13 protein-coding genes are annotated in these 15,461 nt (G+C 52.5%); 10 read left to right on the top strand and 3 right to left on the bottom strand.

Features of this window, described 5'->3' with window-relative positions:
- Positions 1 to 3: 3 nt before the first annotated feature.
- The gene (locus tag CJO09_RS02985) at positions 4 to 1,092 is read right to left on the bottom strand and encodes an aromatic ring-hydroxylating dioxygenase subunit alpha (RefSeq protein WP_119441005.1); all 1,089 of its coding nucleotides are present in this window, start codon (positions 1,090 to 1,092) and stop codon (positions 4 to 6) included.
- Between the two features lie 78 nt (positions 1,093 to 1,170).
- Complete coding sequence (locus CJO09_RS02980) at positions 1,171 to 2,370, bottom strand: 3-hydroxybenzoate 6-monooxygenase (RefSeq protein WP_119441004.1); 1,200 nt, start codon at positions 2,368 to 2,370, stop codon at positions 1,171 to 1,173.
- 88 nt (positions 2,371 to 2,458) lie between these two features.
- Here CJO09_RS02980 and CJO09_RS02975 point away from each other — a divergent pair, with 88 nt between their 5' ends.
- Together CJO09_RS02975 and CJO09_RS02970 are read left to right on the top strand one after the other, a co-directional pair.
- Positions 2,459 to 3,364: a LysR family transcriptional regulator gene (locus CJO09_RS02975; protein WP_119441003.1), complete on the top strand. Its 906-nt coding sequence runs from the start codon at positions 2,459 to 2,461 to the stop codon at positions 3,362 to 3,364.
- 90 nt (positions 3,365 to 3,454) lie between these two features.
- Positions 3,455 to 5,335: a putative bifunctional diguanylate cyclase/phosphodiesterase gene (locus CJO09_RS02970; RefSeq protein ID WP_119441002.1), complete on the top strand. Its 1,881-nt coding sequence runs from the start codon at positions 3,455 to 3,457 to the stop codon at positions 5,333 to 5,335.
- A gap of 69 nt (positions 5,336 to 5,404) precedes the next feature.
- Here CJO09_RS02970 and CJO09_RS02965 read toward each other — a convergent pair whose 3' ends face one another.
- Positions 5,405 to 6,061, bottom strand: coding sequence for a peroxiredoxin (locus CJO09_RS02965; RefSeq protein ID WP_114419884.1), 657 nt, complete (start codon positions 6,059 to 6,061; stop codon positions 5,405 to 5,407).
- A 224-nt stretch (positions 6,062 to 6,285) separates the two neighbouring features.
- Between CJO09_RS02965 and CJO09_RS02960 the strand changes: the two genes are divergently transcribed.
- The 8 genes from CJO09_RS02960 to CJO09_RS02925 all read left to right on the top strand — a co-directional run bounded on the left by CJO09_RS02960 (position 6,286) and on the right by CJO09_RS02925 (position 15,438).
- On the top strand, positions 6,286 to 7,326 hold the full coding sequence (locus CJO09_RS02960; protein ID WP_119441001.1) for an MBL fold metallo-hydrolase: 1,041 nt from the start codon (positions 6,286 to 6,288) through the stop codon (positions 7,324 to 7,326).
- 16 nt (positions 7,327 to 7,342) lie between these two features.
- Complete coding sequence (locus CJO09_RS02955) at positions 7,343 to 8,548, top strand: thiolase family protein (protein ID WP_119441000.1); 1,206 nt, start codon at positions 7,343 to 7,345, stop codon at positions 8,546 to 8,548.
- Between the two features lie 49 nt (positions 8,549 to 8,597).
- On the top strand, positions 8,598 to 10,145 hold the full coding sequence (locus tag CJO09_RS02950; protein WP_119440999.1) for a phytoene desaturase family protein: 1,548 nt from the start codon (positions 8,598 to 8,600) through the stop codon (positions 10,143 to 10,145).
- A gap of 93 nt (positions 10,146 to 10,238) precedes the next feature.
- Positions 10,239 to 11,771, top strand: coding sequence for an ABC transporter substrate-binding protein (locus CJO09_RS02945; protein WP_114419878.1), 1,533 nt, complete (start codon positions 10,239 to 10,241; stop codon positions 11,769 to 11,771).
- Positions 11,772 to 11,846: 75 nt separating this feature from the next.
- Complete coding sequence (locus CJO09_RS02940; protein ID WP_119440998.1) at positions 11,847 to 12,851, top strand: ABC transporter permease; 1,005 nt, start codon at positions 11,847 to 11,849, stop codon at positions 12,849 to 12,851.
- Positions 12,844 to 13,719: an ABC transporter permease gene (locus tag CJO09_RS02935; RefSeq protein ID WP_119440997.1), complete on the top strand. Its 876-nt coding sequence runs from the start codon at positions 12,844 to 12,846 to the stop codon at positions 13,717 to 13,719. The genes CJO09_RS02940 and CJO09_RS02935 overlap by 8 nt, the downstream gene beginning before the upstream one ends.
- Positions 13,720 to 13,724: 5 nt before the next feature.
- Complete coding sequence (locus CJO09_RS02930) at positions 13,725 to 14,618, top strand: ABC transporter ATP-binding protein (RefSeq protein ID WP_119440996.1); 894 nt, start codon at positions 13,725 to 13,727, stop codon at positions 14,616 to 14,618.
- Complete coding sequence (locus tag CJO09_RS02925) at positions 14,611 to 15,438, top strand: ABC transporter ATP-binding protein (RefSeq protein ID WP_119440995.1); 828 nt, start codon at positions 14,611 to 14,613, stop codon at positions 15,436 to 15,438. The genes CJO09_RS02930 and CJO09_RS02925 overlap by 8 nt, the downstream gene beginning before the upstream one ends.
- Positions 15,439 to 15,461 lie beyond the last annotated feature (23 nt).

Here is a 15,461-nt window from a genome sequence, read left to right as displayed (position 1 = left end):
CGGTTAGGCCTCGGCCGCTTCCGGTTCAGCTTCTTCAAGCAGCGGCAGGGGTTCCAGCACCGTTTTCGGGTCTTCGGCTTCTTTTTGAATTTGCATATCCAGCATTCTGCGTGCCCTTACGGCAGCTTCATCCAGCCGAATAGCAACGTTGGGGATGCTTTCCCCGCCCATTTCATCCAGCTGTTTCTGTTGGATTTCAAGAATAACCTTGTCTTCATTAAAGGTATCGTCAATGGATTTTTTGATGCCCTGGGTTAGTTTTTCGTCGCCCAGATCAAAGTTGCGGTCAACTGCCCAGAAATAGTGGGTGGATTTTTCCGTTTCGGGGGTGAGTAAATGCAAAACATGCATGACGTGAGCCTGCGAGCGGTCTTTCTCAACCGGGTATACACCCACGTCTGTCATGTTGATGCCCGGCATCAGGTTAATTGCTGTTTGCCAGCGATTGATCGGGTTACTGCTTTTGAGCACCATTTCGAAGAAAGGGGGAGGATCGATATTCGGCATTTCGCGGTGAGCACGAATAAGGCGGTCGCCGCTGACCGTGACGTTAAGAGGATAGTTGGCGATAGACTCTTCTTCTTCATTTCCGATAGTGCGGGTATGCACATAACTTTCGTGGCTTAGATCAAGCAAGTTATCGTTCATAAGACGAAAATCGCATTCGAAATGGTGGTAACCCAGCGAAGGCGTCCAATCAGGCGAATCATTCCAGTGAACATCGGGAACCAGGGTGTCGGAGGCTAACTCGGGGTCTCCCATCCATATCCACACAAAACCGTGGCGCAATACAGTTGGAAAACGTTTGACACAGGCTTTTGCCGGAATTTGGCTTTGTCCTGGAATGGTCGTGCATGTGCCTTGGGCATTGAACTTCATGCCGTGATAACCGCATTGGAGTTCGTCGCCAATCCGTTTGCCGACCGACAAAGGCATCAGGCGATGAGGACAAAGGTCTTGCAAAGCGGTAGTCTCGCCTTCAGACGTGCGATAAATAATCACATTTTCGCCCAGCAATTTGCGGTTAATGGTCGTTTCCTCGAGTTCATGCTCAAAGGCGGCAACATACCAGGTGTTCTTCAGCCAAATCATTGTTTGCTCCTCCAACAATTACTTTATTCAAAATGACAGATTTTTATTGTTCAGGTCGAACGTGCGCTTCCAGGTTTTCTAAAAAGCGGGCGAGTTCGACGGATCGTAAAGCCACGCCAGGCTTTCGTAACCCTGATGGTCCGTTCGCGACTCAAGCATATTATTACGCAATTCACGCGTAACACCGGCCGCGTGATAGGCTTCGCCATACAACCGCGCGGTCAGTTGAACGCGCCCTGTGCGCAAGTAACGCTTATTCTGGTAGCTTGCAAACGCCTGCTCGAAGTTCTGTGTGTTTCGTAATTCGCCGGCCAGGCAAACCGCGTCTTCCATGGCCATGGCGGCACCCTGCGCCATATATTGAAGCATGGGATGGGCAGCATCGCCAAGCAATGTTACACGGCCCTTCGACCACGTTTTAACCGGCTCCCGATCGCATAACACCCACATCCGCCATGTTTCAATTTTTGACAGAAGTTCTTTTACCGGCTCGCAGTTTTGTGCGAAGCGGGCGTGCAACTCCTCGGGGTCGGCCTTGGCGTCCCAACCTTCCACATAGCGGTCGCTGTGAAATACGGCGACCAGGTTGTACAGCGCTCCTTTGCGCAACGGGTAGTGAACCAGGTGATTGCGCGGGCCGGCCCATAAAACCATATCATTACGGTACAGATGCTCGGGAACTTCCTCAATGGGAAGAACCGCACGGTAGGCAATGTGGCCTGCAACCCGCGGGGGTCCGTCATTCAAAAGCCGGCTGCGAATGCGCGACCATAGGCCGTCGCAACCAATGAGTGCTGCGCCTTCAAAAGTACGATTGTCCTCGGTAGTGACTTTAACGCTATTACCCGTATCGTCATACTCCGCGACTTTGCAGCCCGTGTGAATCGTCACGTTGTCGTTATTTTCACAGGCATCAACCAGCGCGCGGTGTAAATCGGCGCGATAAATAACGCCGTACGGCTTGCCGAATCGATCAATAAAGGCCTGGCCCATTTTCATGCTCGTAACCTGATCGCCGGTCAGGCCGTCCATCATGACCAGATGCTCTGGATAAACAACGCTTTTTTCTATTTCGGCGGTAATGCCCAATGCATCGAACATTCTGAAGGCGTTGGGGCCTAATTGAATGCCGGCCCCAATTTCCGATAGTTCATCTGCTTGCTCAAGCAATGATACTGTGTAACCGACTTTGCTTAGCATGATTGCGGCAGCACAGCCGCCGATGCCGCCGCCCACGATAAGAATGGGGGCTTTAGCCGAGTGAGTTGCTTCATTCATATACGGTTTTCTCCTTTATCCCGTATTCTCGGTTGTCGCTCACTCTAATTCAATATAATCAACTTTATACTTTTCATTAGGCGTGGTTATGAAGAAGCTGGCCAATATCGATTTGAAGCTGCTTCAGTTGTTCGACGAGATCTGTAAAACGCGAAACTTGTCTCGTGCAGCGGAAAATCTGAATTTGACGCAACCGGCCGTTAGCCTCGCTTTGGGGCGTTTGCGCCAGCATTTTGGTGACCCTTTGTTTGTGCGTGTCGGCGGCAAAATGGTACCCACTCCCATTGCCGAACAATTACACGAGTTGGTCGCCAATGCGATTGCTTTGCTTGAGGCAACCATGGCCTACCAGCCCCGGTTTGATCCTGCCAGTGACGCACGACTGTTTCGTATTGCCATGACCGACGTGGGGCAAATTGTGGTGTTACCGCATATTTTGAACACATTCCGCGACATTGCCCCGCATATTCAGGTTGATGTCATCACAATTACCAATGAAATTGCTGATCAGCTCCAGCATGGAGATGTTGATTTGGCGTTGGGATTCGTACCTGATCTTGACGGACGATATGTGCAGCAAAAGTTGTTTGAAGATGGGTTCGCCTGTTTGGTACGCGAAGATCATCCGCGGGTCAAAGAGGCACTGACTGTTCGAAGTTTTCAGGATGAGGAGCACGTGATTGTGAAAACGTCCGGCACCGGCCACCTGATCATTGAACATAATCTCCAGCAGCAGGGCTTGAAACGCAAAGTGGGTGTTCAGGTGCCCAATTTTATTGGCGTGGCAACAGTCGTGGGCAGTTCCAACCTGATCGCCACGCTGCCAGGCCGCGCAGCTAAGTTGCTTGCGCGTGCGCATGGTGTACGTGTCATGAAATTGCCGGTTGATATGCCGTCTTATCACGTGCGGCAAAGCTGGCACGAGCGTATGCAGCACGACCCGGCACACAAATGGTTGCGCAAAACGGTTGCCGAGATTTTCGGTTCCAACTAGCTGTTGTTGGTACAAACTCTAATCGGGGTTGGCGTTGCCGATTAACGCGCTTGGTGTATGCTGGCAATGCCTTGTTTCAGTTGACCCTCAATGTTGCTCATCGACCTCATCTATAACATTAGTCTGCTGCTTTCCCTGATGGTTTTTTATCAGGTTGTGGTGTCACGCAACAAGCGTGAAAAGGTGTCGCGCAAGGTGATTTTAGGGGTATTGCTGGGGGCGGTTGCTGTGGTGGGTATGTTGGCCCCCCTGGAGTACGGTGAGGGCATTATTTTCGATGGCCGCTCCATTGTGTTGTTTATAGCGGGCCTTTTTGGCGGGCCTGTGTCCGCCGGGGTTTCGGCGTTACTGGTGGGGGCTTATCGTGTCTGGTTGGGTGGTGCCGGCATGCCGGTTGGTGTCGCCACCATTGTCATGTCGGCGGGAATCGGCGTTATTTTCTACTATTTCCGACAGCGATACGGCAGCTTAACGGCCATCCAGGCGTTCGGTGCCGGGCTGGCGGTGCATTTGTTCATGCTGCTCTTGTTTCTGTTGCTTCCCAACGGGGTCGGGTTTGCGATTGTTGAGCAGATCTGGTTAACCGTTTTACTGGCTTACCCTGCGGGCACGGCAGCGGTGTGTCTTTTGTTTCAGGATTACGAAGAACAGGAGAAGACCCGGGATAATCTGAAATGGTTGGCCTATTACGATGCGCTTACTACGTTACCCAATCGCCATTATCTGGCCGAGCAAGTCGACGATGCTTTGTCCCTGTGTTTAGGTTCAGGTGAAAAAGGTGCAGTATTACTGATTCATCTCGATCGGTTTTCACGGCTCAACGATGCCAGGGGCTACGACGTGGGTGATCGTTTGTTGCAGGAAGTAGCCCGCCGGTTGCAAGAGACGCTGATGCAAAAAGGTACGTTGGCGCGTATGTCCGGCGGCGATTTTTTTGTTTTACTGAACGAAAATTTTGCATCGGATTCCCAGTTGGAGCAGGTGGCGACCGACTGGATTACGCGTATTAGAGCGGAATTGAGAACACCGGTTGAGCTCGACGATTTGAAGATACCGGTTTTTGTGAGCATTGGAATAACGTTTTTTCCGCACGACCGCTTCGATACGCCTGTTCAAGTGTTGAAGCGCGCGGATATTGCCATGCACCGGGCCAAGTGGAAAGGCGGTAATCAAAGTATCTTTTATGAGCAGTCCATGTCGGTGGTGGCGGAGCAACAATTTCAAATCGAGCGCGAATTGCGTATTGCCATCGCCGATAATCAACTACACCTCTATTTCCAATCGCAAGTGAACACCAAAGGCACCGTTGTTGGTGCCGAAACGTTTGTGCGTTGGTTGCATCCAGAGCGCGGGCTCATCTCACCAGGCGTGTTTATTCCGATTGCGGAAGAAACCGATTTAATCGTTGAGTTAGGGGAGTGGGTGTTACACGAGGCGTGCGAAATACTGGCCAAAGATTCAAATGGCTTAATTCCAGGTCGATTGGCGGTCAATATCAGCCCTCGTCATTTCATGCACCCTGGCTTTCTTTCATCGGTTCAGCATATTCTGCATGCAACCGGCGCCAATCCCGAACGGCTCACTTTTGAAGTGACAGAGTCATTGTGGATTCATGATCTGGTTGATGTAACCGAAAAAATGCGCACGTTAACGAAGCTCGGCATCCACTTTTCCCTGGACGATTTCGGCACGGGATATTCCTCACTAACTTACATTAAACACTTACCAATACACGAGCTGAAAATCGACAAAATATTTGTTCAGGATGCACCCAATGCAAAAGACAGCGCCGCGCTTGTTGAGTCGATTCTGGCGGTTGCACACCATATGAATCTGCAGGTTGTTGCCGAGGGGGTGGAAACACATGAGCAGGCTGATTTTTTGAGTGCCCGGGGTGATGTGGTGTATCAAGGGTATTTGTTTTGCAGGCCTGAGCCTTTCGAACAATGGGTAAAACATCTGGCTGAATAAGAAAAACCCCGCTTAACCGATATGGGCCGAGCGGGGCCTGGAATGTATAAATTACTGAATTAGTTGAATTTATTTTGCCGGTGCTTTGGCATAGCGCAGGTAAGGCAACTTAATGTCGAGTTCGCCGAATTTTTCACGGGCCTGGTCGTCTTTCAGGCTCAAGGCAACGATAACGTCCTGACCGGGTGTCCAGTTGGCGGGGGTGGCAATAGGTACCCCGTCGGTTGCCTGAACGGCATCCAGTGCGCGCAAAATTTCAGCAAAATTGCGGCCGACCGACATAGGGTAAGACATCGTTAGGCGTACTTTTTTGTCGGGGCCGATAATAAATACGGTGCGAACCGTTGCGCTGTCGGCCGGTGTGCGCCCGTCGGGCAAATAGGCGTCGGCAGGCAGCATGTTATAGAGCTTGGATACCTCCAAAGACGTGTCGTCGATAATGGGGAAGTTGGCCGGTGCACCCGCCACTTTTTCGATGTCGCGTTTCCATTTCTGGTGATCGTCAACGCTGTCTACCGAAACACCCAGCACTTTTGTATTGCGCTTCTCGAATTCGGGTGCCAGTTGGGCAACCGCGCCGAACTCCGTGGTGCAGACGGGGGTGAAATCTTTGGGATGTGAGAACAGAATAGCGTAGCTGTCGCCGATCCAGTCGTGTAGTGTGATTTTGCCGGCGGTTGAGTCGACGGTGAAATTGGGAGCGACGTCGTTAATACGTAATGACATGGTTTAACCTCTTTCTTGAAAATAGACTGCTTTAAATTGTTATCCGGTTCAGATTCATCCGGTGTCGCACTACTCATTAATACTAGCGCAAATGATTCGGGTTTTCCATAGGTTGACTGGGTAAATATCCAACCCGGTATTGATAAGCATCAAGCATCGCGCCTTTACTGTCAACGAAGCTTGGGTAATATGGTTATCTGGTAATTTATTTATAGGGTGTCGTTATGATTTTTCGCCAATTATTCGACAACACATCTTCAACCTATACTTATTTGCTTGCTGACGAAAACCACCGGCAGGCGATGCTGATTGATCCGGTATTTGGACAAGTGCGTCGTGATTTGGCACTGATTCGGGAACTGGGTTTGACGTTGGCGCTTGTTGCAGACACGCATGCGCATGCGGACCACATTACGGCTGCATGGTTGCTCAAACAGAAAACAGGGTGCCGGATTGCATCGGCCAAAGTGATTAATGCCGATCATACCGACGTGGCGCTGGAGAATGGCGATGAGTTTGGGGTGAAAGGTGTTCGGTTAAAGGCGATCTCGACGCCCGGTCATACAGATGGTTGTATGAGCTTCATTCTGGAGGGGGAGTCGATGGTATTTACCGGCGACACCTTACTCATTCGTGGATGCGGGCGCAGTGATTTTCAGCAAGGTAGCGCACATCGCTTATACCATTCAATTACCGGCAAGTTGTTTGCTTTGCCCGATTCCTGCCTGGTTTATCCTGCGCACGACTATCAGGGGCGCACAGTCAGCACGATCGGTGAAGAAAAAGCGTTTAACGCGCGCGTAGGGGCGGGAGCCAGCGAAACGGATTTCGTTGAATATATGAATGCAATGAAATTACCGCATCCGAAATTAATTGACGAAGCTGTGCCAGCCAATTTGCGCAGTGGCCGTCCAGAGAACGGTAAACTCCCGGAGGAACCGGGTTGGGGCGATATCCGTATTACCTACGCCGGCGTACCTGAAATTGATGAGGAGTGGCTGGAGCAGCATTTGGGCGAGGTCACGGTGCTCGACGTGCGGCTGGATGATGAGGTGAAAGACAATCCTCAGTCCAGGCGTTTGGTTGATGTGCACATTCCGTTGAACCAGTTGCGTGACCGTCTGGAAGAAATTCCGCGAGATAAACCGGTGGTTGCCATGTGCCGGTCGGGCCGGCGTTCTTCGTTGGCCGTGTCGATTTTGAAAGATGCCGGGTTTGAAAAAGTAGCAAGCTTGAGTCGGGGTTTTGTCACCAGTATCCCGTAAATTTTGGAGTTAATTTATGTCAGAAATTGAAATCCCTTATGGTGCTTATTGGTCGACGCCGTTTGCCCGGTGGCAAGGTAGTTTGTCGCATTTGCATAGTTTGAAATTTGCGGCGCATGTTGCAAAAGATGCGTTGAAGCGACGGCAGGTCGACCCGGAAAGTTTCGACTTTGCGGCCTTGGGCATGTCGGTACCACAAAAAGGGTCTTTCTATGGCTTGCCTTGGCTTGCAGGTGAAATGGGTATACCCCACCTTGCCGGCCCTACCATTAGCCAGGCCTGCGCGACCGGCGTGCGGCTATTGCAAACGGTGGCGTCAACCATCCGCGAAGGCGATTCACAGGTGGCGCTGGCCATTGCTTGCGACCGCATATCGAATGGGCCGCATATTTATTATCCCGCGCCCCAAGGGCCTGGTGGAACGGGAGATCATGAAAATTGGGTGCTCGATAGTTTCAACTGGGATCCCTACACCGGTGTCAATATGGTAACCACCGCGGAAAACGTTGCCAAAGAATATGGTTTCACTACCGAAGAGCAAAATGAACTGACACTCATCCGTTATGCGCAGTATGAAAATGCGTTAAAGGACGACAGTGCATTCTTGCGCCGCTTCATGGATCTGCCGTTCAGTGTGCCCGATGCCCGGTTCAGAAAAGAGCAAACAGTGCTTTCGGGAGATGAGGGCATTTTCCCCACGACACGCGAAGGGTTAGCCAAGTTAAAGCCGGTTATGGAAGGCGGGACGGTTACATTTGGCGGCCAAACGCACCCGGCCGACGGCAACGCCGGCATTGTGCTGACGAATGCTGACCAGGCGAAGGCGTTATCGCGTGACCCAGGCATTAAAGTGAGTATTGTGTCGTTTGGGCAGGCACGGGTAAAAGCGGCTCATATGCCGGCGGCAACCATTCCCGCAGCGCGCCGGGCGTTGCAAGCCGCCAACCTGACAGTGAACGATCTAACCGCCATCAAAACGCATAATCCCTTTGCAGTGAATGACCTGGTTTTGGCCAAAGAGCTTGGGTTGTCGTTGGAAAGCTTTAACGACTATGGCTGCTCGTTGGTTTGGGGTCACCCCCAGTCGCCCATGGGGTTGCGTGCGGTTATTGAGTTAATTGAAATGCTGGCGATCAAGGGAGGTGGTCATGGGCTGTTCGTGGGTTGTGCGGCAGGCGATTCCGCCATGGCCATTGTGATCAAGGTGGAAGACCGCGCGTAACCTTGATAAGGTTGAGCCCGCTTAAGGCTATTAACAATCAGGAGCATAAATGAAAGTCGTCGTAATTGGCTCGGGAATTAACGGCCTGGTAGCCGCTGCAGAGCTGTCGCTTGCCGGGCACGAAGTAACTGTTCTTGAGCGCCTTGATCGCCCGGGCGGTGCGGTACGTACAGAAGAACTGACATTGCCCGGGTTTCGCCACGACGTGGCGGCCATGAATTTATCCATGTTTGCCGGGTCGGGCTTTCATAAGAGCCATTCGGAAACACTGGCTATGCATGGTTTGGAGTTTGTGCCGGTTAACCGCCCGTTTGCGTCTGTGTTCCCCAACGGCGACTACTTCGGTGTATCAACCGATATTGAAGAAACGTTAGCCACAATTCCCAACGCGCAGGACAAAGCCGCGTGGAAAGCGGGGCTTGCGTCGTTTCCGGCCAATGCAGGTGCCTTGGTGGCTTTGCTTTCGGCCCGAATGTCCAAGCGGGGGCTGACAAAAGCCGGATGGCAGATCTTTCGCAGCCTGGGGCTCACAGGCTTGTTTGAGCTTAAACGTTTAATTGTGTCCTCTCCCCGAAATTGGGTGGAGCAAACTTTCTCCGATCCGCGTCTGCATGCGGCACTGTCAACTTGGGGATTGCACCTTGATTTTGCGCCGGATATTTCCGGTGGGGCGATTTTTCCCTACCTGGAAAGCTTTGGCGGTCAGGCGATGGGTATGGTCATAGGCAAAGGCGGAGCTGACACCGTTACGCGTTCGCTCATCAAGCTGATTGAGTCGCGTGGTGGGCAGGTGCGTTGTGATGCTGAGGTGGCTTCCATTACGGTTGCAGGTGGTCATGCCCGAGGTGTTCAACTGGCAAATGGGGAAACGGTGCAGGCCGACCGCGTTTTGGCCAACGTGGCACCGCGCGCGCTGTTAAACATGCTGTCCGACCATAGCGGTGATGCTCGGTTCGATCAGGGTATGAAGGCATTTCGACATGCGCCCGGCACGATGATGATTCATTTGGCCTTGTCCGATTTGCCTGCCTGGCAGGCGCAAGCGTTGCGTCAATTCGCTTATGTACATATCGGCCCGTCTATCGATGTATTGGCGCAAACCTATCAGCAGGCGATAGCGGGGTTGTTACCCAGCCAGCCTGCGCTGGTAGTAGGGCAGCCCACGGTTTACGACGCGTCCAGGGCGCCAGAGGGTAAACATGTGCTGTGGGTGCAGGTGCGCTGTTTGCCGGCACAGGTGGCGGGTGATGCAGCCGGTATCATTCAGGGCCGTGCATGGGGCGACATAAAAGAGGCCTACGCCGATCGTGTCATACAGCAAATTGAACAATACGCACCGGGTTTGTCCGGCCTGATTCTGAAGCGTCATGTGGTTTCGCCACTTGACCTGGAAGCGGAAAATCCGAATCTCGTGGGCGGAGATCAAATTTGCGGGTCACATCATTTGTTCCAGAATTTTCTCTTTCGCCCGGTACTGGGTTTTGCCGATGGGCACACCCCCGTGAAAGGGCTGCATATGGTGGGGGCGGCAGTGTGGCCGGGTGCGGGCACCGGGGCGGGTTCCGGATATATGGTGGCACAAGACTTGCGGGGATGATTTGGGGTTAATACCAGTGGGTATTTCAACCTTCAAACATTAATATGAAAAGTAAATCGTCACTTACTTAAGTACTAAAAAAGGGAACCCACCATGAAGCAAACCCGACGCGACTTTTTGCAGTTCAGCATTACAGCTGCCGGTATCTCAGCGCTTGGTATGCCCGCCTTTGCACAGAACGGCGGTAAAGATCTTGTTATTGCGTACAACACAGGGCTGCCCAGTTGGGATCCAACCACCGGCCCGTCGGCGGTAAACCCGAAACTGCAGGCTTTGTATCTGTCGGTTTTCGATCGCTTTATCCAACAAGAGCCCGACCTCAGCTTTTCCCCCGGTTTGCTCACCGAATGGGGCTTTACCGACGACAACAAGAAAGTTCGTATGGTGGTGCGTGAAGGGGTTAAATGGCACGACGGCTCCGACTTTACTGCGGAAGACGTCGCCTGGTCATTGGAACGCGCCGGCGATCCTGCCACCGGAAATCCAGGTCAGTTTGTCTGGAAGAATTTGGCCAACTTTAAAGTAGACGGCAATGTCGTGACTGCCGATGTGGTGCAATTTGAACCCACTATTTTCAAATGGATGGCGTTCCTTACCGGTTATGTTTTGCCCAAGGCGTACTACGAGAAAGTGGGGGCGGAGGGCTTTGAAAAAGCACCGATCGGCACAGGGCCTTACAAGCTCGATGCCTACGAACGTGGCGCTTACATGCGCCTGGTGGCAAATGAGGACTACTGGGGGGGCAAGCCCGCGTTTGAGACGGTCACCATTAAATTCGTGCCCGATGCGGCCAGTCGCGTTGCGGAAATCGAATCGGGTAACGCCCAGGTCACGATGGAAATTCCCTATGAAGAGTTTGATCGCCTGAAGGCAAAACCCGGTCTGAAAGGAGAGGCCTTCCCCATTGCCGACGTGGGTATGATCTTCCTGAACGATGTAGGCCCCATGCTCGACAAAAACGTTCGTTTGGCTGCGCATCATGCCATTGACAAACAGCTTATTATCGACCGTTTGTTGCGAGGCTACGGCGTACCATTGGCCACTTTGGAAGCGCCTGAATACGATGCCTTCGATCCGAACCTGAAAATGGAGTACAACCCGGAAAAAGCCAAAGAATTGCTGGCTGCCTCGGGTTATTCAACCGAAAATCCGGTGAAGTTCACGATCCAGACCACGCGTGGTTTCAAACCCAAAGACTACGAAATGATTCAGGCCATCGTGGGGATGTGGCGTAAGGTGGGCATCGAGGCCGATATCGAAATTTACGAAATTGCCAAGCATTTCGAATTACGTGCGGCCGACCAACTGGCTCCTGCTGCGTTCTATAACTGGGGTAACGCGATTGGTGACCCCACCACGTCAACCGGTCACGCCATGTTTGGTCCTTCGCCGCACTCGGTATGGGACACCCCCGACCTCATCGAAAAAATCGGGCCCTTGTGGGCGGAACCTGATGAAGCCAAGCGAATCCAGGGTTGGAAAGATGTCAGTGCCTACATTTTGGAGAACGGTTACGTCATTCCGATTTTGCAGTACGTGCTGCCGGTTATTCATTCTGATAAGGTCGTGGTGCCGCCTACCGCAACGGGTGATGTCACCCCCGCTTCCATGAAGCCGGCGTCTTAAGGTAATACGTCAGGCTCCCTGGCGGGTGGTTCTTAAGAGCCACCCGCTTTCTTTCGCAATGCCGTTGTAGTTTTCATGCTGAAACCCATTCTTATTCGTTTGGCCACAATGCTGGTAACGCTTGTTGGTGTGGCCATTGTGGTGTTTATTCTTATTCGGGTTGCACCGGGTAATCCTATTGCCATGATGATATCGCCCGGTGCATCCGAGGCTGATATTGCCGCTTTAACCGCCTTGTATGGTCTTGATAAACCCCTGGTTCAACAGTTTTTTATATGGGCCGGGGGCGTTCTTCAAGGTGATTTCGGAACGTCAATTACGTTAAAACAACCGGTTGCGGAACTGGTTTTGGCCCGTTTGCCCGCCACGTTGGAGTTATCGATTCTGGCGCTGTTGATTGCATTGGCAATTGGGGGTTTCACGGCGGTGTTGGGCGCGAAAGAGCGCGGTCGAAGCACTGAAACAGCGGTCGACCTATTTAACGGGGCTACGTTATCGATCCCCGACTTTTTGTGGGGTTTGTTGCTTATTTTGTTGTTTGGCGTGTTATGGCCTGTGTTTTATATTTCCGGACGGGTTTCGCCGCAGTTGGATTTCGACTTCACTACCCATTTCTATTTATTTGAGGCATTGTTGCGCTTGCGTTTCGACGTTTTGCAAAACTTGTTGGCGCATATGCTGATGCCCGCACTGGCCTTGGCATTACCGTTGGCCGCCATTATTTCGCAGTTACTCAAGCAAAGCCTGAAAGAAATGCTGCAACTCGATTACACCGTTCTGGCGCGTGTACGAGGGTTTACCGAGACGCAAGTGATCTTGCGCGAGGCCTTGCGCAATGCGGCATTGCCCACGCTAACGCTAATAGGCGTGCAGTTCACGTTCTTGATCGGCGGCACTGTGATTGTCGAACGTTTATTTGCTTATGAAGGTTTGGGGAATATGGCGATTGATGCCGTCATAAATCGCGATTTGCCTCTTATTCAGGGCATTGTATTGATGTTTGCCTGCTTGTTTATATTGGTTAATTTGGTGGTCGATTTGCTCTATACCGTCCTGAATCCGAGGTTGCGTCATGGCTGAAGCGACATCCGGTGTATTGCGCGCTGAGCCCAGGGCAAGGGCGCGTCAGTTCAACTTTCGTCTTTGGTTGTCGGCGGGTTGGCTTACGGTGCTGGTACTGGCGGCCTTACTGGCGCCGTGGATTGCACCGCATAATCCGCTTACTCAGGACTTGCTGTACGGGCGGCTTCCACCTTTTGGGTTCGACGGCTATGAAGCGGGATATTACCTTGGTACTGACAGCCTCGGGCGCGATGTGTTGTCCCGCGTTATTTACGGTGCTCGGATCGCGCTGACTGTTGCGCTGGTCGCGGCAACGGCGGCCTGTGTTTTCGGTTCTGTATTGGGGCTGCTGGCGGGCTATTTCGGGGGTTGGGTCGACAGGGTGGTCTCCCGGCTGATCGACGTATGGATGGCATTTCCACCGGTTCTGTTTTCCATTTTGCTGGTGGCTGTGCTGGGCACGGGGCTGACATCCGTTATTCTGGCCATTGCGATTATCGATTGGACGCGTTTCGCCCGCGTCATTCGCGCTGAGGCGATGGTGCAAACACGCATGGATTACGTGCATTCGGCGAAAATCGGCGGCGCAACCCGTATGGGGACATTAGTGGGCGAGGTGATGCCTAACGTCCTTCCCACTATTGTGGCTTTATTGGCGCTTGAAATGGGGGTGGCCGTTATTGTGGAAGCCATTTTAAGTTTTGTGAACTTATCCATCTCTTCCGATTCGCCTACGTGGGGCGGTATGATTGCCGAAGGCAGAGCATCCATTCATTTCGCGTGGTGGGTGCTGGTAGCGCCATTGGTCGTGCTCTTCCTTACCGTGCTTTCCTTCAGCCAGTTGGGTGAAGGCTTGAAAGCGCAGTTTGACCCTTTGTCGAGGTAAGCGACATGACACACATTAATAGTCAGCAGCCAACACTCGAGGTTAAGAATCTGAATGTCGCCCTGCGTGGGGGTCAGCGCTTGCTGCGTCAGGTTTCACTAGCGGTAAAGCCGGGTGAGGTTCGGGCGCTGGTGGGCGAAAGCGGGGCCGGTAAAAGCATGATCGGTAAAGCCGTGTTGGGTGTATTACCACGCAACATCGAGATCACGTCGGGTGAAATTCTTTTGCAAGGAGAAAATCTCGATCAACATAGTGCCGCACAGCGCCGTCAAACCGTTGCAGCCACCGCATCGCTTATCCCCCAGGATCCACTGACCGCCTTGAACCCTTCCCGACGCATTGGACCGCAAATTACAGAAAGGCTGGTGAAACGTTTGGGCTGGCGTCAGGATGCCGCCCAGGCGCGCGCTTTGGAGTTGCTCGAGCGCGTGTATATTCGTGACCCCAAACGGGTCATGTCGTCTTACCCGCACGAGCTTTCCGGTGGCATGCGACAGCGGGTATTGATTGCCGCAGCATTCGCGCCCAAACCCAAGCTTATCGTTGCCGATGAACCCACAACCGCGCTTGATGTGACTGTACAAAAGCAAATTTTGAGGCTTATTCGCGAACTGCAAGCCGAATCGGGCACGGCAGTACTTTTTGTGACTCACGACATGGGCGTTGTGGCCAAAATCAGTCAAACCGTGACGGTCTTGTTTGCAGGAAAGGTCATGGAAAGCGCTGATACCGCCAGTATTTTTGCCAACCCCCAACATCCTTATACGCGTGCGCTCATTAGCGCAACACCGCGCTACACTCATCCTGATGAGCCGATGCGGCCGGTGCCGGCGGAACTTATTACGGCGCTAGCGCAAGAAGTCGCGCTTTCCGACGTAAATGGAGGGTCGCATGGCTGAGCCATTATTTTCGGTAAGGGATCTGCATCTTGCCTTGCCCGACATGACACGCAAGCCCTTATTCGGGCCTGCGCCGCGTATTGAAATTTTGAAGGGGTTGTCTTTCGATCTGCCGGCAGGTGAAATTACCGGCATCGTGGGTGAAAGTGGCTCGGGAAAGTCAACGTTGGGGCGTGTCCTGGTTCGGCTGCTTGGCGTGTCTTCCGGGCAGGTTCTATTTCGAGGTAAAGATATTTCGCATCTCGATGAGGTTCAGCTCAAACCCTTAAGGCGTGACCTGCAAATGATTTTCCAGGATCCCATGTCGTCGCTGAACCCGCGTCATACGGTGGGCCGCATTGTGGCATCGCCAATCAAGCGCTATGGTATCGATGCTCCCGAGAAAAAAGCGTATGAAGCGCTGGAGCGAGTAGGCTTGTCGACGGCTTTTGCAAAACGCTATCCACATGAATTATCGGGCGGACAACGCCAGCGCGTGGGAATTGCGCGCGCGGTGGCGTTGAATCCTGCCTTTATATTGGCGGATGAAATTGTGTCCGGGCTTGACGTGTCGTCGCAGGCACAGGTGCTTACCCTGTTGCGTGGCTTGGCTGCTGATATGAATCTGACGATTGCGTTTATCAGTCACGACCTTTCCGTTATTCGCACCGTCTGTTCGCAGGTAATGGTGTTGAATCGTGGTGAAATTGTCGAGGCCGGCCGCTGTGATCAGGTTTTTGACGCCCCTCAAAGCGAAGTGACGCACGCGCTGATCGATGCCATTCCCTTGCCGGAAATGGATGATGAATGGTTTGACAGCATTAAACTCGATAAGGTTTGATATTTGGATTAAATCGTGCGAAA

The sequence above is a fragment of the Neopusillimonas maritima genome (assembly GCF_003576595.1).
Taxonomy (GTDB): domain Bacteria; phylum Pseudomonadota; class Gammaproteobacteria; order Burkholderiales; family Burkholderiaceae_B; genus Neopusillimonas; species Neopusillimonas maritima.
The sequence above is the reverse complement of the archived record's forward strand: the minus strand, read 5'-3'. Positions and strand labels throughout refer to the sequence as shown.

Bases quoted from the DNA above. Each gene is read 5' to 3' on its own strand.
- CJO09_RS02985 (WP_119441005.1), bottom strand. From the start codon at position 1,092: ATGATTTGGCTGAAGAACACCTGGTATGTTGCCGCCTTTGAGCATGAA.
- CJO09_RS02980 (WP_119441004.1), bottom strand. From the start codon at position 2,370: ATGAATGAAGCAACTCACTCGGCTAAAGCCCCCATTCTTATCGTGGGC.
- CJO09_RS02975 (WP_119441003.1), top strand. From the start codon at position 2,459: ATGAAGAAGCTGGCCAATATCGATTTGAAGCTGCTTCAGTTGTTCGAC.
- CJO09_RS02970 (WP_119441002.1), top strand. From the start codon at position 3,455: ATGTTGCTCATCGACCTCATCTATAACATTAGTCTGCTGCTTTCCCTG.
- CJO09_RS02965 (WP_114419884.1), bottom strand. From the start codon at position 6,061: ATGTCATTACGTATTAACGACGTCGCTCCCAATTTCACCGTCGACTCA.
- CJO09_RS02960 (WP_119441001.1), top strand. From the start codon at position 6,286: ATGATTTTTCGCCAATTATTCGACAACACATCTTCAACCTATACTTAT.
- CJO09_RS02955 (WP_119441000.1), top strand. From the start codon at position 7,343: ATGTCAGAAATTGAAATCCCTTATGGTGCTTATTGGTCGACGCCGTTT.
- CJO09_RS02950 (WP_119440999.1), top strand. From the start codon at position 8,598: ATGAAAGTCGTCGTAATTGGCTCGGGAATTAACGGCCTGGTAGCCGCT.
- CJO09_RS02945 (WP_114419878.1), top strand. From the start codon at position 10,239: ATGAAGCAAACCCGACGCGACTTTTTGCAGTTCAGCATTACAGCTGCC.
- CJO09_RS02940 (WP_119440998.1), top strand. From the start codon at position 11,847: ATGCTGAAACCCATTCTTATTCGTTTGGCCACAATGCTGGTAACGCTT.
- CJO09_RS02935 (WP_119440997.1), top strand. From the start codon at position 12,844: ATGGCTGAAGCGACATCCGGTGTATTGCGCGCTGAGCCCAGGGCAAGG.
- CJO09_RS02930 (WP_119440996.1), top strand. From the start codon at position 13,725: ATGACACACATTAATAGTCAGCAGCCAACACTCGAGGTTAAGAATCTG.
- CJO09_RS02925 (WP_119440995.1), top strand. From the start codon at position 14,611: ATGGCTGAGCCATTATTTTCGGTAAGGGATCTGCATCTTGCCTTGCCC.